General features: G+C 64.4%; 17 protein-coding genes and 1 tRNA gene. 9 read left to right on the top strand and 9 right to left on the bottom strand.

The window, feature by feature from the left end:
* Positions 1-13: 13 nt before the first annotated feature.
* The gene (locus KG104_RS01710) at positions 14-769 is read left to right on the top strand and encodes an IclR family transcriptional regulator (RefSeq protein ID WP_207348399.1); all 756 of its coding nucleotides are present in this window, start codon (positions 14-16) and stop codon (positions 767-769) included.
* A gap of 138 nt (positions 770-907) precedes the next feature.
* Positions 908-2,623 carry a bifunctional 3-(3-hydroxy-phenyl)propionate/3-hydroxycinnamic acid hydroxylase MhpA gene (mhpA, locus tag KG104_RS01705; protein WP_237688645.1) on the top strand — a complete coding sequence of 572 codons (1,716 nt, stop codon included), beginning with the start codon at positions 908-910 and terminating at the stop codon, positions 2,621-2,623.
* 128 nt (positions 2,624-2,751) lie between these two features.
* Here mhpA and KG104_RS01700 read toward each other — a convergent pair whose 3' ends face one another.
* Positions 2,752-3,618 carry an alpha/beta fold hydrolase gene (locus tag KG104_RS01700; RefSeq protein WP_104104839.1) on the bottom strand — a complete coding sequence of 289 codons (867 nt, stop codon included), beginning with the start codon at positions 3,616-3,618 and terminating at the stop codon, positions 2,752-2,754.
* 195 nt (positions 3,619-3,813) lie between these two features.
* Here KG104_RS01700 and KG104_RS01695 point away from each other — a divergent pair, with 195 nt between their 5' ends.
* The 3 genes from KG104_RS01695 to KG104_RS01685 all read left to right on the top strand — a co-directional run bounded on the left by KG104_RS01695 (position 3,814) and on the right by KG104_RS01685 (position 8,250).
* Complete coding sequence (locus KG104_RS01695) at positions 3,814-5,286, top strand: dihydrolipoyl dehydrogenase family protein (protein WP_207348398.1); 1,473 nt, start codon at positions 3,814-3,816, stop codon at positions 5,284-5,286.
* Positions 5,287-5,395: 109 nt separating this feature from the next.
* The gene (locus KG104_RS01690; RefSeq protein ID WP_207348397.1) at positions 5,396-6,178 is read left to right on the top strand and encodes an ABC transporter ATP-binding protein; all 783 of its coding nucleotides are present in this window, start codon (positions 5,396-5,398) and stop codon (positions 6,176-6,178) included.
* Positions 6,175-8,250 carry a YhgE/Pip family protein gene (locus tag KG104_RS01685; RefSeq protein WP_207348396.1) on the top strand — a complete coding sequence of 692 codons (2,076 nt, stop codon included), beginning with the start codon at positions 6,175-6,177 and terminating at the stop codon, positions 8,248-8,250. Before KG104_RS01690 ends, KG104_RS01685 begins: the two co-directional genes overlap by 4 nt.
* Positions 8,251-8,262: 12 nt before the next feature.
* Here KG104_RS01685 and KG104_RS01680 read toward each other — a convergent pair whose 3' ends face one another.
* The 3 genes from KG104_RS01680 to upp all read right to left on the bottom strand — a co-directional run bounded on the left by KG104_RS01680 (position 8,263) and on the right by upp (position 10,861).
* Positions 8,263-8,787, bottom strand: coding sequence for a SixA phosphatase family protein (locus tag KG104_RS01680; RefSeq protein ID WP_104055810.1), 525 nt, complete (start codon positions 8,785-8,787; stop codon positions 8,263-8,265).
* Between the two features lie 58 nt (positions 8,788-8,845).
* Positions 8,846-9,709, bottom strand: a complete 864-nt coding sequence (locus tag KG104_RS01675) for a winged helix-turn-helix domain-containing protein (protein ID WP_104161986.1) — start codon at positions 9,707-9,709, stop codon at positions 8,846-8,848.
* A gap of 516 nt (positions 9,710-10,225) precedes the next feature.
* On the bottom strand, positions 10,226-10,861 hold the full coding sequence (gene upp, locus KG104_RS01670) for a uracil phosphoribosyltransferase (RefSeq protein WP_104055807.1): 636 nt from the start codon (positions 10,859-10,861) through the stop codon (positions 10,226-10,228).
* Positions 10,862-10,958: 97 nt separating this feature from the next.
* Between upp and tadA the strand changes: the two genes are divergently transcribed.
* The 3 genes from tadA to KG104_RS01655 all read left to right on the top strand — a co-directional run bounded on the left by tadA (position 10,959) and on the right by KG104_RS01655 (position 12,138).
* Entirely contained in the window at positions 10,959-11,429 is a 471-nt protein-coding gene (gene tadA / locus KG104_RS01665) for a tRNA adenosine(34) deaminase TadA (protein ID WP_372434203.1), read from the top strand.
* 61 nt (positions 11,430-11,490) lie between these two features.
* Positions 11,491-11,976: a pyridoxamine 5'-phosphate oxidase family protein gene (locus KG104_RS01660; RefSeq protein WP_104161987.1), complete on the top strand. Its 486-nt coding sequence runs from the start codon at positions 11,491-11,493 to the stop codon at positions 11,974-11,976.
* A 74-nt stretch (positions 11,977-12,050) separates the two neighbouring features.
* Positions 12,051-12,138: transfer RNA gene (locus tag KG104_RS01655), tRNA-Ser, on the top strand.
* 275 nt (positions 12,139-12,413) lie between these two features.
* Here the strand turns inward: KG104_RS01655 and KG104_RS01650 are convergent.
* Genes KG104_RS01650 through KG104_RS01635 form a run of 4 tightly spaced genes read right to left on the bottom strand, consistent with a single transcriptional unit; the run spans position 12,414 to position 20,315 of the window.
* Positions 12,414-17,618 (bottom strand): multicopper oxidase domain-containing protein, encoded by a 5,205-nt coding sequence (locus tag KG104_RS01650; protein WP_207348395.1) that lies wholly within the window; start codon positions 17,616-17,618, stop codon positions 12,414-12,416.
* 45 nt (positions 17,619-17,663) lie between these two features.
* A complete protein-coding gene (locus tag KG104_RS01645; protein WP_207348394.1) occupies positions 17,664-18,533 on the bottom strand; it encodes a DUF2182 domain-containing protein in 870 nt (289 codons plus the stop codon).
* Positions 18,530-19,342 (bottom strand): DUF1326 domain-containing protein, encoded by an 813-nt coding sequence (locus KG104_RS01640; protein ID WP_207348393.1) that lies wholly within the window; start codon positions 19,340-19,342, stop codon positions 18,530-18,532. Before KG104_RS01640 ends, KG104_RS01645 begins: the two co-directional genes overlap by 4 nt.
* Positions 19,343-19,391: 49 nt before the next feature.
* The gene (locus KG104_RS01635; protein ID WP_207348392.1) at positions 19,392-20,315 is read right to left on the bottom strand and encodes a hypothetical protein; all 924 of its coding nucleotides are present in this window, start codon (positions 20,313-20,315) and stop codon (positions 19,392-19,394) included.
* Between the two features lie 759 nt (positions 20,316-21,074).
* On the opposite strand from KG104_RS01635, the gene KG104_RS01630 reads away from it, so the two are divergent.
* The gene (locus KG104_RS01630; RefSeq protein WP_237687252.1) at positions 21,075-22,352 is read left to right on the top strand and encodes a S1C family serine protease; all 1,278 of its coding nucleotides are present in this window, start codon (positions 21,075-21,077) and stop codon (positions 22,350-22,352) included.
* A gap of 263 nt (positions 22,353-22,615) precedes the next feature.
* Here KG104_RS01630 and KG104_RS01625 read toward each other — a convergent pair whose 3' ends face one another.
* Entirely contained in the window at positions 22,616-23,641 is a 1,026-nt protein-coding gene (locus tag KG104_RS01625; RefSeq protein WP_207348391.1) for a DUF808 domain-containing protein, read from the bottom strand.
* Positions 23,642-23,775 lie beyond the last annotated feature (134 nt).

The raw sequence follows: 23,775 nt of genomic DNA, 5'->3' as shown, positions 1-23,775 counted from the left end.
AAAGATCGTCACCGTGGCCCAACACCAGACCGAAGCGGCACGCACCGCCCAGCCCCGCACCCCTGAGTCCGGCACTGCACAGTCCAGCACCGCACAGTCCCGCACCGCAGGATCCCAGACCCTCGCCCGGGGGCTGGACGTGCTGCGCGCCGTGGCGGCCGCACCGGACGGCATGACCGTGGCGGATGTCGCCGAGCACGCCGGAATCCACCGCACGGTTGCCTACCGCCTTTTGAACACCCTGGAGGACGCACGCCTGGTTCACCGGGGCCCTGACGGCCGCTACCGCGGCGCTGCAGGACTGCTGACCCTGTCCTCCGCCGCGCATTCATCCCTCGTTGCCGCCGCGAGGCCGCTGCTGCGGGAACTGGCCGATCAGCTGGGCGCGACGGTTTCGCTCATCGTCCGGCAGGGGCAGGAGGCCGTTGCGCTCGCCGTGATCTCCCCGGCGGACGGCGCCTACCACGTGACCTTTTCGGAAGGCAGCTCACACTCTCTGACCATCGGCGCGGCCGGGCACGCGCTGCTCGCGGCCGACCCTGAAGTTCCGGGCGAACCCGAGTCCGTAGCCCGGGTCCGCCGCGAAGGTTTTGCCGGCACATACGGCGAGGTGGAACCCAACATGCACGGCCTGGCAGTTCCCCTCGACGCCGCCGTATCCGGCGTTCCTGCCTGCCTGAACGTCATTTCCGCACGAAGCAACCTCGGCGAGACGGCAGTTCCCCTGCTGCAGGCCGCCGCCTCAAGAATCACCGGACTCCTCGCCTAAACCTGTTCCACCCTTCAGCACGCCACATTGACCTACGTCACATCCAGGTGGTGTGATGTGGATCTAGTTCTGTGTAAATAACGCGTATGAGTGAGCGTTATTTACACGAAGACTTTTGACGCGTTGAAAGGGCTACCCGTGAACACACCGCAGGACACCGCACCCGGGGACAGTGAAGTCCTCATCGTCGGAGCCGGCCCCGCCGGACTGATGCTGGCAAACATCCTTGGCATGTACGGCCGCCGGGTGACGGTGCTGGAAGCGATGGACACGCTCATCGACTTCCCCCGGGGAGTTGGCCTGGATGATGAGTCGCTCCGCACCATCCAGACCGTTGGCCTGGTGGATTCCGTCCTGCCGCACACGACGCCGCAGCACATCATGCGCCTGGTCAACGGGTCCGGGAAGGTCATCCTGGTCAACAACCCGCAAACGGATGAGTTCGGGTGGGGCCGGAAACACGGGTTTATCCAGCCCGCCGTGGACCGCGCCCTGTTTGAAGGCCTGGCCCGTTTCGACAACGTCCAGGTGTTGTTTGGCCACCGCGTTGAAGAGGTGCTGGAGACGGCCGACGGCGTCACCGCCACTGCCCTGGTGTCCGGACCGGACGGCGAGGTCCGGGAGCACATGTTCACCGCGCAGTATCTGGTGGGCTGTGAGGGCGGCAAGTCCCCCACCCGCAAGCGCCTGCGCACCACGTTCGACGGCGAGTCTCCCGCCACCCGCTGGCTGGTCGTGGACGTTAACAACGATCCCCTGGGCACCCCGAACGTGTTCCTGGGCGCGGATCCGAAGCGGCCCTATGTCTCGATTGGCCTGCCGCATGCCGTGCGCCGCTGGGAATTCATGCTCCATGACCATGAGACGGAGGACCAGGTCACCGATCCGGACTACGTCAACGCGCTCCTGAAGGACCATGTCCCGGATCCCTCACAGCTGTCCTTCATCCGCCGCAGGGTTTTCACTCACCACGGGCGGGTGGCCGGGACCTTCCGCAGGGGACGCCAGCTGGTGGCCGGGGACGCGGCCCACCTGATGCCGGTGTGGATGGGCCAGGGCTGGAACTCGGGAATGCGCGACGCCACGAACCTCGGCTGGAAGCTGGCCTCGGTCCTTTCCGGACAGGCCGGCGATGACCTGCTGGACACCTACACCTCGGAACGCCGCGAGCACGCAAAGGCCATGGTTGATTTGTCCCTGACCTTCGGCAACATCATCAAGATCACCAACCCGCTGCTGGCGGCCGGCCGTGACGCCGCCTCTTCGGTCCTGAACCTCTTTCCGTCCGTCAAAAGCTACTTCTCGGACATGAAGTTCAAGCCGATGCCCCGTTACACGCAGGGTGTCCTGGCCGACCCGGGAACCAGGACCCCGGGCCGGGCTGCAGCGCGGATCGGCGGCAACCTGATTCCGGTCCGCACCGCCAACAGCCGGGTCTCTCCGGTGGGCGTACAGTTCCCGCAGCCGCGCGTGAACTTCCGGCACGGCCACGACGTCCTGCTCGATGACGCCGTCGGCAACTGGTGGTCCGTGATCGTCTGGGGCAACAGCCCCAAGGATGTGCTGCCGGAAGCATCGCTGGAAAAACTCCGCGCCCTCGGCGCCAACCTCGTCTGCATCCTGCCGGAAACGCAGCGCGAATGGGCGGAAAAGAGCATGGGTGAGGACGTTCTCGTGCTTGGTGATTCCACCGGCCGGATGAAGAAATGGTTCGATGACCGCCCCACGCCGATGGTGTTCCTGCGCCCGGACCGCTTTGTTGCCGGAGCATGCCTGACCCAGGACGGGCCGGCCACCCTGGACGCCATTCTGGCCTCCATGTCCTTCAATCCGCAGCCCGCCACACTGCGCTGAGAAGAATCGCACTGAACAGACCCGCGCTGGGCAGAACTGCACTGTGTAGATCTGCCCACCAACGACGGCGGCCGGCCTCCCTCGGGAAGCCGGCCGCCGTCGTCGTTCAGGTTGGTCTGCTGCGGGTCCTACTTGGCGCCGACGCCCTGCGCCGCGAGGTACTGCTTAATCACAGTGTTGAATTCCTCGGCCCGCTCCACCTGGGACCAGTGACCGCACTGGCTGAAGATGTGGGCGTCCGCCGTGGGGATGACGTTCAGCAGTTCCCAGGTCCGTGACGGCGGGATGACAACGTCCTGCATCCCGTGAATGAGCAGTACGGGGATGTCGAGCTTGGCCAGCACGTCGAAGTCCAGCGGAAGGGCGTCACGGTCGCGGTCGCGGGCGGTGACGACCTCCACCAGCCGGTCCGAAGCGGTGTCGTTCAGGGCCGCCTGGTACCGCAGGGAAACCAGCTCTTCCGTGACCAGTGACTTGTCGACCACAAACTGTTCCAGCGTGCGGCGGATACCGGCTTCGGAGAGCTCAGGCTTGGCGTGACCGGACAGCGCGGCAGTCTTCTTGGCACCGCCGGTGCCCATGGAAACAATGCCCAGCAGGCGCTCCGGAAAATCGATGGCGAACTGCATGGCCACCCAGCCGCCGATGGAATTGCCCACGATCCAGGTTTTGTCGATGCCGAGGGCATCGAGGACACGCACCGTGTGGCGGACCCATTCCTTGATGCCGTATTCCGTACCCGGCGCCACGATGGACTGGCCGTAACCGATCGAGTCGATGGCAATGCAGCGGCCCAGCTCGGAGATCTCCGGCAGGTTCAGCCACCAGTTGGCAGCGGCGGTGACTCCGGTGCCGGAACCGTGCAGGAACAGGATCGGAGTCCCTTCACCAAGCTCGTGATAGTGGGTGACCTCGCCGGGAGCAGTCTCAAGCCATTTGTCTTCCAGGCCGAAAAACGCGTCGGTGGTGTAATCGGGAATCTGTACGGTTGTCATGGGCACTCCTGCTAACTCGTCAACGCGCCCCGGCCTGACGGTCCGGCGGCATGGATCACGGCGGTCTCTCTGCGCAGTGCGCAGCGGTCCTTCCTTCCAGCCTAGGTACGCCGGAGGCAGCAGCGGCGCCAGCGTGCCGAGGGGCGGAACGATCCCGGGGTTCCGTCCGCAGGCGGCACATGCCAAGCTCTTTGCATGACTGATCAGGGGCACACCCCCGGAACACAGCGTCCGCAGCAACTGGTGACCGACGTCGTCGTCCTTGGCGGCGGCGCGGTGGGTGAGAATGCGGCCGGCCGGGTGGTCCAGGGCGGCCTGGAAGCCATCCTCGTGGAGCCTTCCCTCATTGGCGGCGAGTGCTCCTACTGGGCCTGCATGCCTTCCAAAGCCCTCCTGCGTCCGGGCACTGCGCTGCACGCCGCGCGATCCGTCGCGGGTTCCCGCGAGGCGGTGACCGGCACCCTCGACGCGCGGTCGGTGCTGGAACGCCGCGACAGTTTCACCTCGCACTGGGATGATTCCGGGCAGGAGGACTGGGTCCGCGATACGGGAATCGGTCTGGTGCGCGGACGGGGTCGGCTCACGGGTCCGCGGCAGGTGCGGGTGGAGTACGACGACGGCGGTTCCGTCACCATTTCCGCCCGCCACGCGGTGGTGCTGGCCACCGGGTCCGTGCCGGCTCCTCCTCCACTCAAGGGCCTGGACGACATCGAGTACTGGGGGACCCGGGAAGCCACTTCGGCGCAGAAGGTGCCGCCCCGGCTGATCGTGCTCGGCGGCGGCGTGGCAGGCACCGAGCTGTCCCAGGCATGGGCGCGGCTGGGTTCGAAAGTGACCCTGGTGGCGCGGCACGACGTCCTGGAGAAGTACCCGGAACCCGCACGGGAGCTCGTGAAGGCTGGGCTGGCGGAAGACGGCGTGGACATCCGCACCCACACCGGGACGGATTATGTGCGTCCGGGTGTAGGCGGCGGAGTAGAGCTGGGACTGGATGACGGCTCCGTGCTCACTGCCGACCGGCTGCTCGTAGCCACCGGCCGGACGCCGGCACTGGCGAACCTGGGGCTTGAGGATCTGGGGCTGGATGGGGTGCGGCCGGAATCGGTCAGGCCGGAAACGGATGACTCCGGGCTGGTGGACGGAACCGACTGGCTTTACGTGGTGGGGGACGCCGCGGGCAAGGTGTTGCTCACCCATCAGGGCAAATACGAGGCACGGGCCGCCGGCACTGCCATCGCCGCGCGGGCCCGGGGAGAACTGCCTCCCTCCGAGGCGCCGGCCCCCTGGAGCCGGGCGGCGGCCACCGCCGACCATGCTGCTGTTCCCCAGGTGGTCTTCACGGATCCCGAGCTTGCCATGGTCGGTCTAACCCTGGAGCAGGCGCGGGCGGACGGTATCAACGCCTCCGAAACCTCGCTGGAGCTGTCCGTGGCCGGCTCCGCACTGCACTCTGACAACTACCGGGGCTGGGCGCAGATGGTGGTTGATGAAGACCGCAGGGTTCTGGTCGGTGTGACCTTCGCCGGCCCGGATGTGTCCGAACTCCTGCATTCAGCCACTATTGCCGTCACCGGCGAAGTGCCCCTGGACCGGCTGTGGCACGCAGTGCCTGCCTACCCCACGATCAGCGAGATTTGGCTGCGGCTGCTGGAAAAGTACGGCCTGTAGCCCGACATTGAGAGGCCACGACACGTTTTTGTACTGACTGGTCAGTTTGATTAGGATGTTCGGTAGCCGACCGGGCACCGCCGCGGCTCCCCCAACCAGAAGCCGCACCATGCTGACCGCAGAAACCCTGTACGTTCAAGGCCGCCACAGTGATCTCCTTGCTCCCACCTCTCTGGTGGCGGCCCCCGGAGAGGTCCTTCTGGTCCAAGCCGACGATGCCTCCTCACGGACCGCGCTGGCCCTGACGCTCAGCGGCCGAATGAAACCAACCAGCGGCTCACTGCACTGGAACGGCGACAGGCACGTGGGACACCTGCGCCGCCGCAGCGCGCTGGTGGACTCCCCCGAGGTCAATGAACCCGAACTGCATCTGCGGGTAAAGGATCTGGTGGCGGAAGATCTTGCCCTGATTCCCCGTGCCGAGCGGCCCAAAACCTCCCCCGCCCGCTGGCTCGAGGACCTGGGATTCAGTAATTCCAGCGGCCTGTGGATGGAGCAGGTACCCGCTTCGGACCGGATCCGGCTGCTGACCGCCCTGGCGCTGGCCGACTCCCGGATCGACCAACTCGTCCTGGATTCCCCGGACCGGCATCAGGGCGACCCCGGAGCCTGGCTGCCGGTACTGCAGGATGCCGTGGCAGCTGCCGTGGCAGCCGCCGCGGCGGATGCCGCATCCAGGCAGGGACGGCGAACTGCCGGGCGGAACCTGACGGTGATTGCCGCCGTCGCACAGTTTCCTCCAGGGTGGAACGGGCCAACGGCCCGGGCGGGGAACGCTGCATCAACCGCACCATCCCCTGCAGTGATCGCTGCCGAGGCAGGCACTCCTGACCCCTCCAACAACCACGCCCCGGCCGCCCCCGGCCCTGCCGAAACGGAAGTGACCGCGTGACCACGCTGCGGCTGGCTCTCTCCGAGCTCAAGCGAATGACCGGGGGCTTGCTTCCCAAGCTCGCTCTCGTTGCCCTCACGCTGGTTCCGCTGCTCTACGGCGCGGTGTACCTCTACGCCAACTGGGACCCCTACGGAAACCTCGACGGTGTTTCCGCCGCCCTGGTGATGGAGGACGAGGGCGCCCAGACCGACGACGGCGAGCGGCTGGAGGTGGGAAACACCGTTGCCGATTCCCTGCTCGAGGACGGCACCTTTGACTGGGAGCTGGTGTCGGACCCGGATGCTGCGGACGCAGGCGTCATGGACGGCACCTATTCCTTCGCCCTGAAAATCCCGGCAGACTTCTCAGCTTCCCTGGCGTCGCCGTCGGACTTTGACACCGCACGCCAGGGGATCCTGAACGTCACCACCAACGACGCCAACAATTATCTGCTCGGCAGCATCGTGGACAAGCTCACCGGCTCCGTCCACGACACCGTGGCAGCCGAAGTCGGCGAGGAAACCGCCAATCAGCTGCTGACGGGCTTCAGCACCATCCACACCCAGATATCGGACGCCGCTGACGGCGCAGCGGAAGTGGCCGCGGGAGCGGCGCAGGCCGAGACCGGAGCCACGGAGCTAGCGACAGGCCTGGAAACGCTGCGCAGCGGAACGGCGGAGCTCTACGCCGGACAGCAGCAGCTCGTCACCGGCTCACAATCCCTCGCCGCGGGCGCCGCTGATCTCAATGCCGGCGCCGGCGAGCTGTCGGCCGGCCTGTCCCGGCTGAACGCCGGTGCAGCCGCCCTCCCGGATCAGACACAAACACTGGCCACCGGTGCCGAACAGGTTGCGGCCGGAAATTTTGCCCTCAACTCCGAATTCCAGAGCGCCGTTGCCGGAGTGAAAGCAGCTCAGGACGCCGCTGCCGCCCAGCTTCAGGCCTCCACGGCGGAACTCGTGGCCAGCGGGGTCCTCACCCAGGATCAAGCTGATCAGGTGCTTGCCGCCGCCGCGGAAGGCGGCAGCACGTCGTCCCCTGACATCGCCGCCCAACTAGACGCGGCCGCAGCCTCAGTTCAAGCACTCGCGGACGGTTCCCGCCAAGTGGCCGACGGCGCAGGGCAGCTTGCTGCCGGCATTCCGTCCCTGACCGGGGGTATCTCCGATGCCGCTGCCGGAGCGGGCGCCCTGGCGGAGGGCACGGCGTCGCTGTCCACCGGTTCTGCGGAGCTGGCAGCCGGCCAGCAGGATGCCCTCGCCGGCACCGGCCAGCTCTCCGCCGGCGCAGGTTCAGCAGCCGAAGGGGCCGCCGCCCTGCGCGACGGACTGACGACCCTCGCCGGCGGTTCCGAGGAACTGTCTTCCGGACTCGCAGAAGGCGCCGGCAGCGTTCCCAACCCCGACGAGCAGCAGCGTGCCAATGCTGCACGCGTCATCGCCAATCCGGTCAGCGTCAACACTGTCGCGCAGAACGAAGCGGACAGCTACGGCGCCGGCATTGCCCCGTTCTTCCTGGTTTTGGCGCTGTGGGTCGGCGTCTTCATGCTCGTTCAGGCGATGCGCCCGATCAGCCGGCGTGCACTGGCCTCCAATGCGCCTGCCTTCAAGATCGCCCTGGGCGGCTGGCTTCCGTTCCTGGCCGTCGCCGTCGCGCAATCCACCGTGCTGTATGCCGTGGTCCGCTTCGGGCTGGGACTCTCCCCCGCCCACCCGGTGCTCGCCTGGGGCTTGCTGCTGCTCGCCGCTACAGCATTCTCGGCCCTGATTCAGGGCATTGTGGCGTTGCTCGGATCGGTGGGGAAGTTTGTGGTCCTGGTCCTGCTGGTGCTCCAGCTGGTTTCATCGGGCGGAACTTTCCCCTGGGAGACCATTCCCACTCCCCTGCATTTCGCCCACGATGTGCTGCCCATGGGGCATGTGGTCAGCGGCCTGCGGCAGCTGCTCTACGGCAGCGACCCGGGCCAGGCAGGCGTCGTGGCTCTTGGTCTGGCGGGCTACACCGTGCTGGGACTTGTGCTGTCCACCCTCGCGGCTCGAAAGCACAAGATGTGGACGCTGAAGACGCTGCAGCCGGAAATAGCCGTGTAATCCCGGCGGCGGTTATGCCCTGCGGACTACGAAGTCCGTGACCTTGGCGTCGCGTCCGTCGAGTTCGGCCCACGGCTTGTCCGTTTGCATCACGGTCAGGCCGGAGGTGGGATAGCGCGTGGCCATCTCCATGACGGCGTCTTCATTGGAATCGACCGAGGCCAGCCGCATGGCCAGGTCCTGCACGCCGGGCAGGTGCGAGATGACCAGCAGGCTGGTCACGGTCTCCGGCACGTTGTTGATGATGCTGAGGATCTGCGTGGCCGGCGCACTGTAAAGCCCGTCCTCGAGCTTGGGTGTTGGGCCCTTGTCGCCGAGTTCCTCGCAGATCCAGGTGCAGGTCTGCCGGGTCCGCAGCGCCGAGGAGCAGAGGATGAAGTCCGGGATGGAGTTGTGTTCCACCATCCAGCGTCCGGCCAGCGGTGCATCGCGGTGTCCCCTGCCGGACAGGGGGCGTTCGTGGTCGGAGACGTCCCGGGGCCAGTCCGCCTTCGCGTGCCGCAGGAGCATCAACTTTTTCAGGTGGTGGCCGCTCATTGGCCCAGTCTATCGGCGGTGCCGGGATCGGATATCCGGTCCCGGCACCGTCTGCGCATCAGATGCTGTATTCGGGCGCAGCCCAGACAACAACCTCGGGGTGCTCGTAGAAGCGGTAGCCCTGGCCGCGGACCGTCCGCACCGTGTTCGCCAGCCGGCCCAGCTTGGAGCGGAGCCGGCGGATGTGAACGTCGATGGTGCGCTCATTCGGCACTTCCTCGGCGTTGCGCCACAGCCCGGCCAGCAGTTCTTCACGGCCAACGGTGCGGGTGGCGTTCTCCACCAGGTAGTTCAGGAGCTCAAATTCCTTGAAGGTCAGATTCAAGGTGTCGCCGTCCAGGTGCACTTCCCGGCGGGAGAGATCAATGAGGACGCCGGAGGGCCGGGGTGCGCTCTGGGTCTGGACCGGCTGGGCAGCTTCGGGGCGGGGGCGGCGCTGCACCGTGGGATCGCCAAGGGCTTGGCGAACGACGTCGATATCGGAGCCGGCCGCTTCCGCCGGCGCCAAAGCTACCGCCGCGTGGCTCTGGGCACCCGGGCACAGCGTCTGAATGTAGGCGCGGACTTCCTGGGCGAGCTTAGTCAGCGACGTTCCATTGGCTGCCGCCGCACCCTCGTCGAGGCCCACATAGATAACGAAGCCGCGGGCAACGGTGTCATTGCTGACAGACTGTGGACCCGGAATCCCGTTAGGAGTTACGACCGCGGTGGGTGCCGTCATGGGCGAAGCCTCATTCGTGGAAGAAACGGACTGCAGGCGGGTTTCCGGCCTGCCGAACCCCTGGGCTCCGTACTGCTGCGGTGCGTACCCCTGGGCCCCGTACTGTCGGGGGAAGTCCCCTATGGCGCCCTGCCGCGCTGCGCCGGCCCGGTTCTGCGCATTGCGCAGTGAGATGTGTACGTACCCTGATGCTACTGACATGTTGCAACCTCAATGTGAATTACCGTCATCACGCTCGAATGCTGGGGGTGTGCCCAAGTCGAGATGGCGCAGTTTCGCCCGTCATTGGGCCTGAGTGGTGCCTGAAAGAGGGGGGTGGGTCAGTCAGGCGTGCATTCGACAACAGCACGGCTTCTCAACGGCTGAGCCGAAGGGAAGGACTGCGACAGGTGCTGTCGTGTGGATGTTCACATTACGGATTATTGCATGTAACAAAGGGTGTAGCGCAAGTAACATTGCGACAGTTGTCTCACCATGTGGAACGTTTCGGTCTAAATGTGACCTACTTCACTGTTTCTTCCCTTGGCTGGCGGTGCGGTGCATCCTTTCGAGGACGCGCCATTTGGGTTCCGCACGGCCTCTGCAGGGGCTTTTTGGGGAAAAAAACGCACCCGTCCATAAGTGATCTTATAAACGGGTGCGAGTCAAGCAATTCGGCAAGTGTCCAAATACTGGACGACTCTCTTGACTAGTTACGGTTCCTCACGGAACGAATGACTAGTCCACGACGCCGTACAACCGGTCCCCGGCATCGCCCAGGCCCGGCACAATGTAGGACTTCTCATCTAAGCGCTCATCGATGGAGGCCAGCACAATGGTCACATTGGCGTCGGCCAGTTCCTTCTTCAACACTTCAAGGCCTTCCGGTGCGGCCAGCAGGCAGATGCACGTGATGTCTGCAGCTCCGCGCTTGAACAGGAACTTGATGGCTTCGCGGAGGGTTCCGCCGGTGGCCAGCATAGGATCCAGGACAAATACCTGGCGCCCGGTGAGGTCATCCGGGAGCCGCTCAGCGTATGTGATGGCTTCGAGGGTTTCTTCATTGCGGGCCATGCCCAGGAAGCCGACCTCAGCTGTGGGAACCAGACGGGTCATACCTTCCAGCATTCCGAGGCCTGCCCGCAGGATGGGCACCACCAGCGGGGTCGGCTTGACCAGGCCGGTGCCGACGGCGGAAGTGACCGGAGTCTCGATCTGAACGGGCTCAACGCGGACGTTGCGGGTGGCTTCGTAGGCCAGGAGGGTGACGAGTTCTTCCGTGAGCTGGCGGAACACCGGTGAAGGGGTGTCCTTATCGCGGAGAACGGTGAGTTTGTGGGCAACTAGGGGGTGATCCACTACAAGTACGCGCATGCTTCAAAAATACCACCCGCAGCCGGTCCCTCCCCTGCGGTGCGGGGATCCCGGCCGCTTTCCGGGCCCCGGCCGCAACCTGCGGGAAGATAGGACCATGATGCCCCCCACCGCACAGCACGAGTCCTGGATGGATCTTGCCCTGACGGAGGCGCGCGGCGCCCTGGTGACACAGGACGTGCCGATCGGCGCCGTCGTCGTCGGTCCTGACGGAACCGTGATCGGCACCGGCCGCAATGAACGCGAGGCCACGGGCGATCCGACCGCTCATGCCGAAGTGGTGGCCATCCGCGAGGCCGCTGCCGCCGTCGGGGAATGGCGGCTGGAGGGCTGCACCCTGGTGGTCACCCTGGAGCCGTGCGCGATGTGCGCCGGAGCGATTGTCCTGGCCCGGATCCCGAAGGTGGTGTTCGGCGCGTGGGATGAAAAGGCCGGGGCTGCCGGATCGGTGTTCGACATCCTTCGCGAACGCCGTCTGAACCATTGGGTGGAGGTCTTCCCGGAGGTCCGGGAGGCGGAGTGCGCCAAGTTGCTCACTGACTTTTTCGGCTCTCGGCGATCAGGCTGACAGCGGGGGCATTCATACGTAGGCTTACTAACTCAGAACCCGATACCCAAGGAGTTCAGTTATGAGTTCAGACAAGGACGGACTGGATACAGTCGTCAAGATTCTCGAGCACGCCGATATTGCACAGCTGACCACCGAGGACCTGAGCGGAAAGCTGGTCAGCCGGCCGCTTCAGCTGCAGGAAACGGATTCCGACGGCAACCTGTGGTTCTTCACCCAGGACCCCTCCCCCAAGGCGGACGAGATCCGGGCCAACCCGAACGTGAACGTTTCGGTGCATGATTCCAAGGGATACCTGTCCATCAGCGGCAAGGCCACCATTACCAAGGACGAGGGCAAGATCGAGGAGCTGTGGAAGTCTCCGGTTGCCGCGTGGTTCGACGAGGGGCGCGAGGACCCGTCGATTGCACTGATCAAGGTGGATACCGACACCGCTGAATACTGGGCCTCGGACGAACCCCGGGTGGCCACCATGTTCAAGATTGCCAAGAGCGCCGTCACCGGTGACACCCCCAACATCGGCAAGAACGACGTCGTCGACCTCTAGTTTCGGTGACCGCCCGGACTGCGGACCCGGCCGTTTTGGGGCATTGGCCTCCGACCCGGTAAGGTTGACGCGATGGTGACGTGTCCGAGCGGCCGAAGGTGCAACACTCGAAATGTTGTTTGGTGAAAGCCAACGTGGGTTCAAATCCCACCGTCACCGCCAGATGAGAAAGACCCCGCTTCCCTTGTAAATCAAGGGAAACGGGGTCTTTTTCCTTGTCGGGAATAAGTCCAGCGGTAACGCACCAGCAACAGGATTCTCAGCGGCCCTTGACGTCGCGCCTCGGCCGCCCGGATTTGGCCGCGCCCCGCCCGGTCGTGGGCCGGAACTGATCAATTCGTTTTCCTGGGCCGGATCATCGTGAACAGGAGCTCACCCTGCTCACCGGAGAAAAGCCCCTCGACTCCTCGCGACGGCAGTCCGTCCAAGGTCTCCTTTCAAGATTTGGCGTTATGATCACCCATCCGGAGGATGCCCCACATCCCCTGGCTGACGGCCCAGCGGAAGGAACCGCTGCGGTAGGCGTGGTCTCCTGGATCCCAGCGTCCTTCGGGCAGCATCACCAGGTCCTGGGCGAAGCCGGCTGAGATGGCGGTAACCGATCCCGCTTCGGGGCTGCTCTTCTTGGCCTTCCGCACCCAGGGAGCGACATCCCAGGCGAAGTTGTGCACGGTGAAAGTGTGGTTGCGGGGCTTGTCGCCGGCGCAAACCAGGCGCCACCAGATGGGCAGGTCCCTGCTCGCGTGCTGGATTGGGGCGGTGAGGTTGGGCAGCGCCATGGGATTCTGGTGTGAAGTCAGCGGGGACCGGTAGCTGATGGCCTTCTGCCCGGCATCCACGGGAGGGTCGCTCGGAGAGATGTCAGGAAGTGGCTGGTCGATATCGCCGTTTAGGAAGTGACGCAGCCCGTCCTGTAGGAAGAAAACAAATTCCTGGGCGATGACTTTGTCACCGCTCTCCAGATGAACGTGGGCGCCTGTCCACTTCTGCTTGTCCTCGTTCTGCGGGTCGACCGGGGTGATGTCGCTGGGCTCGATCACGACAGCTCCGATTAAGCCGTGGTGCCGGTGGTTGCGGATGTCACCCATATCGAACAGATAGCAGGTTTGGCCTCGTTCGCGCCCGTCCTGATATGTGTCGAAAGCCAGGGCCGGATCCGCGTACCACCAATACTCCCGCCAGTTCGCGTCCCGGTGCCCGATGCCATGGTCGGTGCGGTGCACCACCGCATTGACTGCGTCGTGTCCGCCGTGCACGACATGAGCAGCATCGTCCACGTCCAGAGCGGCTACGGTGCCGTCCTGGTTCAGCCCCACGTACGCGCCGTCGTCGCTCTGCACGTCGTAAAGCAGCAAGCTGGGGTGCAGGGAGACTCGAGGACTGACCGTTCGACGGTCCGGGTAGCCCAGGTGGTCACGGTGCTCTACGGGCAGCCTCGGCGGGCTCACTTCCGGTCCGAAGTCCGGGAGCCGAGGGTCTTTCGTGGCGAAGTCTTGGTCGGGGAGGTTCTCCTGCGGTAGCAGGAGCTCGTTGATGAGGGTGATCCTGATCCATTCCCCGGGATGTGCCCGCAGGACCAGTGGCTGGTCGGAACCGTCCACATCCACTGCCCGGAGATTGCCGGTCTCGCTTCCATCGTCCCTGGTCTCAGCGACGGACTCTTCGGCCGTACGGTAGATCAGGCCCCAAGGGTCGGTCAGTGCTTGGCCGGCGTACTGGTGCTCGTGGCGCTGGGCGACTACCACGTACTCCCGCACCTTCCCAGCCGCCCACGTTCCTCCGGGCGCCCGGAGGGGGCGTGGGGGCAGGAATCCGTTGGACTGGGAGAGGCGGAACTGACCCAGTGCCTCCTTCAGTTCCTGGTCGGTCGGAGCTGCAACGCGCCCGCTTTCGTCCTCCGTCCTGGGCATGACCTGGGTGATGCGCCGCAACGGGGGAAGTTCACGGAAGTTCTCCGAGCTGGGCTGGAGCGAACGGATCAGTCCCCAGCAACCCAGCCACAGGTCGTCCATGACAGTGAACTGCCACAGGTGGTCGCCGACCCCGTACGGGCTCGTCGCCAGAGGCTTTCCGTCAGCTCCGATTTCCGGCGGGTTGATGTCCACGGTGAAGGCCTCGGAGATGCCCATCGTCTGCTGGTTCACCCACGGCGACTGTTGGTTCTGCCAGTCCTTGCGCCATCGCATGCCGTTGAGCATGAAACTGTGCTGCTCTTCGTGCGAGCCCTGGAAAATCCGGATGCGCAGTCGTTCTCCTGGATAGGTGTAGATCACCGGTGTGTCGGGGTCACCCTTGTGCTTCGGCGGCACAGGCAGTGGCGGCGACATGTGCGGAGCCTGCACGTCGAGCACCTTTCGCTGCTCCTTGTCCTCGTTCTTCAGCGAGGAGCGGCTGGAGCTGAACCACTCGGAGGGGTCCTTGCCGCGGTATCGCATGGGGGTGCACCGGTAATTGACGCCCATAACACCGGGATCGTCATCACCGCCCAGCAGGTTCGGCTCATTCAGCGGATCATCCTCTGATTGAGGTTGATCAGGGATGGGCTTTGGAGGACGATCGTCCTTCGGACGGTTCAGCGGCACAAAGTCCCCAAGGGCCAATCCAGCTTCCCGGAAGGGGTCTTTTAGAGCTACGTCCCCATCCCCCTTTGAAGTTCGCGGTACGATCACGGCCTGGGAGCCAACCCATGCGGGGGTCTGCTGGTCCGGTAGGTACCAGCGGGTGCCGTTGGGTTCGGCGATTAGGGCTGCGAACAGGCCGCGCTTCTGCCGGAAGTTCGCCAGCAGGTGGTCGTGGAAAAAGCAGGGGCCGAACTCCTCATCCACCACCCACCGGTGCAAGGAAACATTTGCAGGGGGATTGTTGATCTTGCCGTCCGGGATGGCTTCGGGGGAACTGGCGCCGGAGAGGTAGTTCCAGCCGGTGGCTGAGCCGTCGGCAGCGAGCACGTCGAACTTCACCAGGTGCACGTGCAGACCACATTCAACTGGGTGGCCGGGAAAGTCGAAGTGGTCGCCTTTGACGGTGCCCACCGTGTTGGACAGGCGCAGCTCCACGATGTCGCCGTGATTGGCGCGCGGGAAGAACGCGTCGGCCCCGCCGTCGCCTTTGTTTGCCGGGGGTTTGAACTGCACTGGATCCCCAAGCCGGTGCCCGTCGTCGTCGAGACGGGTGACGGTGATTCCTCTGAGCTGATAGTGGTGTACGTGCGGGTCGTACCAGCCGGCGGAGTTGTAGATCATCCCCCGTTCCGCCATGGCGATGTCGTAGTGAATAATCCGTCGCTCGGGCACCTTCGCCTTGGTGTTCCACTTCCGGGCGAGGCCGTCCAGATCGACGAAAAGAGCACCGGGTTGATCACCCGACCGGCAGTTGGGTGCGAAGGCCGCCCATTCCTTGTCGGAGCATTGCGGCATCTGCAGCAGCTGGCGTCGCCCGTTGACCGGGACCTTCCTCTTCTTTACGTCGTTCTCGCGGGGTGAGGGCGGCGGTGGAGATTTGCGGGGATAGGTGGCGTCGATGAACCACGGAAATCCGGGTTGTTCGTCGGTCGAGGGGTCGGGGTCGCGTCCGGGCAATGGCTTCAGTTCGGGACAGGGAGTGCCGTCGGGGTAGGCCCGCTCCCCGTCGACCAGCCGGTCGAAGCTGCGCCACAGTCCCCACATGCCGTGGTGGAAGTGGGGGTAGAGGTGGCAGTGCCAGATGATGTCGCCCACCGCATGCTGGCGGCTGCCCGAGCCGTAGAGCGGGTCGATGGTCATGGCGGTCTGCGGACCGATGGACACCGAATCCAGCAGCTGGGAACCGTGGTGCTCGCCTATCTTCCACACGGAAGGCTCAGCGGTGTCCTGGGCGACGGCTCGCCACTGGTGGACGTGCAGGTGGTAGACATGGGTCTCTTTGACCCCGGCGTGCACCAGCCGCACCCGGCTGGGGTCCCCGCGGTAGGCGCGCAGAATCGGCGTCACCGGTTCGCCGAACAGCCATGAGCTGTGATGCTGCTCCTCGCCGGAGACACGTTCGAGGAAATCGTCGTTCTTGTCTTTGGCCACCCAGAACTCTTCTCCGAGGGTTTCCTTGTCGATCCTGATGTCAACGGCTGAGTGGTCGATCCTGTTCTTATCGGGTTCTGCCTTCGGCGCGCCTTGACGCAGGCGCCGGTGCAGCCGATAGGGAAGGCGGTTGTGCATGGGTTCAGCGCGGTAGGACAGGGGCATGGCCGAGTGGGGCAGGGGGTGGGGGATGCCGCTATGCGTCTCGGGCTCGTCGTGGAAGAAGACGGTGAACTCGCGGAAACTGCAGTTGCCGGCGAATTGGTCCGGATTGTCCTTAGCATGGTGGAAGTCGACGAAGTTGTCCTCCCGCCATTTCCGGCACCGGTTGCCCGCCTGGCAGCCCTCATGCTGCTCGTCGCGGCAGTCCTCTTGGGGAGCCACCACTTTCCCGTCCTTGAGGCGGTGTTCGTCGCGGGGCACGACGTCGGCGTAGAGCCCATCGGGGCGATCTGTGCCGTCGAGCCGTTCCCCCGTCTCCGGGTCGTACCACCTCGCGCCCTCGGGCTCGACGACAAGAGCGGCGAACAATCCGTGGTTGTTGGTGCCCCGGTCGGTTCCGCGGATGTCACCCAGATCGTTGATCGGCCACACGCCTTCCCGGGCACACATCCAGCGGTACGTCATTTTAGATTGGTAGGGAACAGCGGTGGGGTCGTTGTCGCCTACGCGCGCCCCATCTCCATACCGGACGCCTGAGCCGGTGCCGCGTCCCGGGACGGTGCCCCCGAGCCCGTCTCCTTGCACGTGCATGCCCACTTCACGGCCGCGGATGCTGTTCTCGAAATGCACCTTAAGCTGTTCTCCCCGGCACGCCCGCAACACCAGCGGACGCACCAGCGGGATGGGCTTAAGCGGGTTGCACCGGTTGTAGGCCGGAGTTTGTTCACCTTTGCCGATCAGGTCAGGGCTGTGATCGTTGAACATCAACCGTTCGATGTCCTCGTCCCTCAGCTGAGACCCGGGACGCTGCCTCCGATACCATGCCAACAACTCCGGCCACCCCTGGCGGATCCTTTCCAATTGCCCTTCGATAGCCCGCTCGGCCTCCTCGAGCTGCGCCAGCCACGAGGTGCGCCACTCCCCCATGGTTTCCCTCAGTTGCTCCTCTAGTCGCTCCGGATCCGGCGGGGCCTTCGAGGAGAGACTGGTAATCCGCCCATCAGTCAGCTCCCGCAAAGCGGCAACCAGTTCGTCCACCGTGGCCCGGTAGTTCTGGCGTATCGCACGATCCTGCGGATTTAACCGTCGACCGCGGACGTCCCGGTCTTCCCGGTCAAGAACTTCGGACTCGCTGCCGAAGTCCTTCAACAGATACTTATTCCTCTCCGGTCCTTCGGACAGGATCCGGCGCATCTTAAGGAGCCGCGGCACTGCGTACACCACGGTTTCCATCAGCTGGGTCTTGCGGTGCATCTTGGTCAGGTAATCGCCGTTTTTCTCTCGTTGTTCCTTCACCCAATCCAGGAGGGGCTGGTACACGCGCAAGGTGTAGAGCAGACCGTTGGGATCGTGGTCGCCCTCGAGCGAGTAGACGATCGGGAAAGACATGGCCACAACGTGGTAGGTGCGGAATTGGGTAGACGACATGGTGAACTCCGTGATCGAGCCGCTCAGCGGCAGAAAAGGTCTACATCAAATGGGACTATCAAAGGCGGGAATCAGCGCCGTAGCGGCTCCCATAGCGATGAGGGCGAAACCGGTAGGCCATACCAAGCGCCGGCCCCACGGGACGAGGCGTTCTGCGGCCATGACTACGCTCAACGCGACCATCGCAGGCAGCGCTGCGGTGCCGACGGTAAAGCAGATGAGCATCAGCGCCCAACAGCACCCGATGCATGACAGCGCGTATGCACCGGACAGGGCGAAAATCTCCGCGCTGGCAGAGCGCCGACCCTGCCAGTGCGCCAGCACGAAGCTGCGCGGGCTCCGGCAGCCGCGCAGGCACAAATCTTTCAGCGGGGTGAACTGATAGCCACCGGCCCCGATCAGCACGGCCCCGGTCACCCAACGGGGATCGATCGCAGGCCATCCACTGGAAGCCAACGCCCGGACACCCAAATCGCCTGCGACGAGAACCGCCCCGATGACCATCCAAGCCCCGATAAAGGTCATGGCGCTCCAGATGGTCAGACGCCACGGATCCGGACGGTGCGAGGCTAGTCGTCGCACCGTCTGCAGCAGCGGGAGGGCTGGCGGAAGCATCATGGCAACCACCATGAATCCCCAGCCGCCCAGGGCTACTGCACCACCGACCAGAGCAGGAGGAATCACGAACGCGGCCGTACCACCGTGCTGAGCGTGTGTTTCCGCGGCCGGCCCAGGGGTCAGCACTTCAGAGGTCACCGTGTGGCCTTCCTGCCCGTGGCCTCCGGGCCCGTGGGTCAGCAGCAGGACCCCCCAGGCCATCGCCGCCATCACGATCGTGCTTAGAACAAGGAGGTTCATGTCGAGGGGGCGGCTCGCCCCGGACTGGTGAGGCGCCGCCGGGGAGGTGGGGGTCATGATGCTGGTGCTTCTTCACCAGGCATGCCCGTGTGCACTCCTGCTGCGGGGTAGCGGTAGTGAAAGGTGCCGCGCATGCCCGAGCGGCCCTTGACGTTGATGTTGCCTCCGGGCAGGGCACCGACATTGATGATTAACTCATCCCCCGCCTGGGCAGTCACCGGGTTCTGGGCCTGTAGCTCGTAGGTGAGCGCGGTGTTGGAGAGCTCCAACGGCTGACTCTTAGCGTTCTGGTTCTCGTCCACGTCAAACCGCTCCGGTTGCCCTGTCGCGTGAATCAACAGGTCTTGAAGGGGTTCCGCTTGCGGTTCCTGCGGGTTTGTTCGGGTGCGGGTGACTGTAGCCGTCCAGCGGTGTTCGTTCTTGTCCGCAGGGCCGTCCTTTTCGAGCTCGAAGGAGATCATGGCCGGCTCGGCCCCGACCACTGTTCCGCTCATCTCGGCCAGCTCAGCCAGCGGGCCTATGCCCCCTCCTTTCTTGGTGGGGTGTTCGGCGAAGGTGCCCCGCAAGGCCTGAAAAAGCTGCTCATCCGTGGTTTCCTTGTTCTTGCAGTCCGAAACGTCGATGTAGATCATCGAAGTGGCCGGTGCTGAACTGTCGCGACGTTTGCCCGCGTGGATTGCGACGCTGACGACCTTGCACCCAGTGACGACGAGGCCATCGATCTTCGACTCGGTGCCGTTCCCGGTAAACTCCCACAAGACGAACCCGGTGCAGTGTCCCTCCACAGGGTCGTCGTCCACCCAGCAGGGGCAGATGACAGTGCAGTCGCAGGCCTCAAGAAAGTTACCTGTCAGTGTGTATTCCATGACGGTCCTCTGATTCTTGGATGTTGGGACAGCGCCCGGCAGGATCCTGTCAGGCCACGATCCGGACAATCGCTGTGCTGGTGCCGCCAGCGGCGGAGACGACCGTGACCGTGGACGGCGGGGCATCGAGAGCAAAGACCCCGACCGGGCCGGACAGCCCGCCACGCCCTGTGACAGTTAGTGCCGGGGCGCCGCTCTGGTCACTGGAGGTTGCGCTCACGGTGAGCGTCTGGTTGGTACTGTCGTAGTCGGCCTGCGTGATCGCCACCGCATCGGTGACCCCTACGGTTACCGGCAGAGCAACCGGATCAGTCCGGTTGGTCACGGTGACCTGCGTCGGAACCGTGCTGCCCGCAGATATGCGGGAGAGATAGTTGGGGGTATTCCCGCCCTGCAGAGGCGTCTCCGGACCACCTCCAAGTGATACTCCGAGCTGCTGTCCGGGAACGGATCGGGCGAACACCTCCACCATCACCGCCCCAGCCGCCGCTCGGCTGTAGACCGCGCGGGTGATCTCCGCCCCATGGATCGTGGCGATCCGGCCCTGCAGCACGAATTGGTCCGTGTAGACCTTGTCCGGATTCCCAGGATCATTCGGATCTGAGTCAGCCCCAGCTGTACCCGCCCCGGTGCCTTCCACCAGGACGAAGTTAGTGTTGAACGGACTGCCCGTGATCGTGTGCTCTGTGGCGCCGTCACCGATGTAGCCCTCGGGCAGAGCGGGATCGGGCGTCCACTGCAGGAAGGGGGCGATCTGCCCGCCCAGAGCCCCGGTAAAATCCAACGGTGTCAGGCCGATGTCCTCCGTCGCAGTCACTCGACCCCGCTCATCGGTGGTGGCCTGAACCGTGCCGTACGGGTGCGTGAGCGTGTACGTCGTCTCCGGGCGTCCGTCGCGGACCCGGAACCGGATGCGTCCGAAGACGATCTGCTCGCCGTCCATCACGTCTTCCGTAGCAAAAGTAGCCTCCAAAGCGAGGACCACCCTCACTTCCCCGTCCTGTCCTCCTCCGCCTAGAGGAAGCTCCGCCTCCGCCGTAACGTAGAAGGACTCGCCTGGGAAGTTAGCGATGCCTCGCAGAGTTCCGCTTTCATTCAGGTCAGCGATGACCGGGGTTCTCGGGTCATCGCGCTGCCAGGCCAGATCCAGACGCGTACCCGTGACGTCTTCGTACCACAGTGGATAGCCCGTCCGGGGGTCAATAGGTCCTGTATCACTTAAACGCTGCGCATTCCCAGGCACCGCACACCCCACGATCGCACAAGAATCTACAAGAGGTATATGCAAATTAACACCGAGTGAGAACGGCCCGTGACCTGCCGTAACGCAGTCACAGTGAGGTAAACACTGGACAGTAATCGCGCTGCTGGAGAAAGCTTCGATTACTTAGCAGGTGCCTAAAATAACATGCCAAGGAATCGGCTTCAAGGCTCGTCGCGTTTGAGGGAGTAGGCGTGGTTGAAACCGCTTGGGTTCAGTAGTGAACGGCACCATCAGGCAGCAGGGGCTCGGGCAAGGGGCAACCATATGTCAGCAACAACGTCGTAGTGGCCATGCGTCGCCACGCCCTGAAATCATCTGCCTACCCGGCTGCTACCCGCCACAGATCAGGTAGTACTCGACTATCTTTTCTTCCTTTCTGTAGACCCGAGCTCCCGGCAGCGCCTACCCTAATGCCTCTAGCGCCCGCAGTGTTCATCGTCGCGGGTTACATCGTCAGGAGGCCGCACCATGATGGTGACCGAGGCACGTAGAATGTCGCTCCTGCTCGGTACAGGCATGGGTCTGGCGCTCAGCCTGAGCGGATGCGTCTTGGGTGGGGATGCTCCGACGACTGATCCCGGGACCGCCGGGCCGGCAGGGGAAGCTCCGACGACGAACCAGGCCTCCCCCGCTGCTCCCGCAACAGATCCGCCCACAGGCGTCGCTCCCACCTCTAATTCTGCCGCGACGCCTGAGCCCAGCCTCGACCCGACCCCGGCGAGCTGGCCGGACACGGTGGCCCGGGTTGAGACCGGCGTCGTGCAGTTCAGTGTTACGACGTGCGATAGCAGCAGAACGGGCTCGGGGTTCCTCATCGGCCCAGATCTCGTCGTCACGGCGGCGCACGTCGTGTCGGACGCTTCGGCGGTTCGCCTGTCCCGACCGGAAGGCTCTGTTGCCGGGTCCGTGTTGGGCATCAATGAACTCGCGGATCTTGCTCTTGTGCAGACGAGCACACCCTTGGACGGTCACCAGTTCATGTTCCTGCAGACCGACCCGCCGCTCGGGACGGAGGTGGCAGCACTCGGATACCCGCTGGGCGAGCCCTTGGGGTTCACTCGAGGGTCAGTTAGCGGTTTGGACCGGGAAATCGATTTCGGTGCCGGCCCGATCCAGAACATCATCCAGACGGATGCGGCAATCAATTCAGGTAACAGTGGCGGGCCTCTGCTTACCCAGGATGGCCGGGTCGCCGGCGTCGTCAGCGCTGTCCAATTGGATGGCGACGTCCGTGCCGAAGGAATGGCCTATGCGGTGTCGGGATTCAGGGCCGAAGCTGCCGCGAAGGAGTGGCAGGAGCGGTCGATCCCGCTGGAACCTGTCGCCTGCGGCAATGCGCCGGCACCGGGCGACGGATTCTTCCCTTTGAGCGTCCGGTCTGATCACGATCAGGCTCAGAATATTGGACAGGCCCTGCTCCTCCACGGTCAAGGAATCAACGTAGGCGCCTACTCAGCTGCCTTTGACCAGTTCACCCCGGAGTTGCAGCGCACTTTCGGTGGCCTCACTGCGTGGAGTGGACAGCTCGGTTCCTCCTTCTGGCGTGGCCTCGAGGTGACTGCGGTAGAGGGAACGGGGGATTTCCTTACAGCTGATGTGCGCTTGTCGACCGAGCAGGATTCGGAACATGGCAGGCTGGGGCAGACCTGTTCGGACTGGAGTATCCGGTACTCACTGGTGTGGAACGGGGAGGCCTGGCTGATCGCCGCCTCCACCCTGCCAGATGGCGAGCCTGCCGCCTGCTGACCATCAGCCGGACGGTGGTGGGAGCTGCCGCGATCAATCCCTGGGTTCCTCTTCACCATTCATTACAGTGTGAGCATGAGCCAACAGGTCCGCCCTGCGAGACCACGGGTCAGCCAAGGCCCGGCCATTTTCCGGGCCTTGATATTCAGCGGCCCGGAGTGCGTTCAAATCCCTCCGTCTCACCGCCACATGAGAAAGACCCCGATTTCCCTGTAAATCAAGGGAAACGGGGTCTTTTGTTTTGTCCGGGAGACCCGCTGCGTCTACTCGGTGGAATCGGTGTCCGGCTTCTCCGGCCGGTGCCCGGCAACCGCTGCCCGAGTGTCACCGGTTTCGTGCCCGTTCTTCTTCTTGCCGAACGGCAGCACCTTCATCAGAGGGTGCAGAACAGCCATGACCACCAGGCCCCAAACCAGTCCGATGACGGCCGAGCAGAGCGTGTTCACAAGCCAGGCCAGGAAACCGCCCACAACCGCAAGCCCGGCCACGGGGTGCTCCAGGGCGTGGACCAGGTCATACGGGGCGTGCCAGCCAAGATCATGGACACCCACCAGCATGATGTGGCCGCCCACCCAGAGCATGGCGATCGTTCCAATGAAGGTGATGGCAGCCAGCACAGCGGGCATCCCCTTCACCAGAAGGGCGCCGAAGCGTTTGGAGCCGGCGGACTCTTTTTTGGTCAGGTGCAGGCCAATGTCGTCCATCTTGACGATCAGTCCAACGGCTCCGTAGACGAGCACTGTGATGGCGATGGCTACGAGGACCAGGATCGCCGCCCGGACCCAGATGGATGCGTCGCCCACCTCGTTCATGGAGATGACCATGATCTCGCAGGACAGGATGAAGTCGGTGGTGATGGCGCCCTTGATGACCTTGGATTCGGCGTCGGGCCCCCGCTCTACCGCCGGTGCCTCTTTGGCAGCCTCGTGGTGTCCGAAGAATTTGTGCCAGACCTTCTCGGCACCCTCGTAGCAGAGGTACGTGCCGCCCAGCATGAGGATGAACGGGATCACGCCGGGAATGAACGCGCTGATGAGCAGCAGTGCGGGAAGGATGATCAGCAGCTTGTTCCGGAGCGATCCCCAGAAGATCTTCTTGATCATCGGCAGTTCGCGGGACGGGTCAGCCCCGGACACGTACTGCGGTGTCACTGCGGCATCATCAATGACGACGCCGGCAGCCTTGGCTCCCGCCTTCGCGGCTCCGGCAGCGATGTCGTCGACAGAGGCTGCGGCGATACGTGCCAGGGCTGCGACGTCGTCCAGCAGGGCGACGAGTCCCCCGCTCACAGCCGTGCTCCTTGCTGGTGCGGGGAGGTCAACTGTTTATGGATGGCGCCCTTGAGGCGTGGATTTGGCATATCGAAATTATAGGTTGCCGGGCTGGGCTTTCCCTCCGGCTATTCCGTTGCCTGCGCCACCCG

The sequence above is a fragment of the Arthrobacter sunyaminii genome (assembly GCF_018866305.1).
GTDB classification, from domain to species: Bacteria; Actinomycetota; Actinomycetes; order Actinomycetales; family Micrococcaceae; genus Arthrobacter_B; species Arthrobacter_B sunyaminii.
Note: the sequence above shows the minus strand (reverse complement) of the source record. Positions and strands in the feature narration are given on the sequence as shown.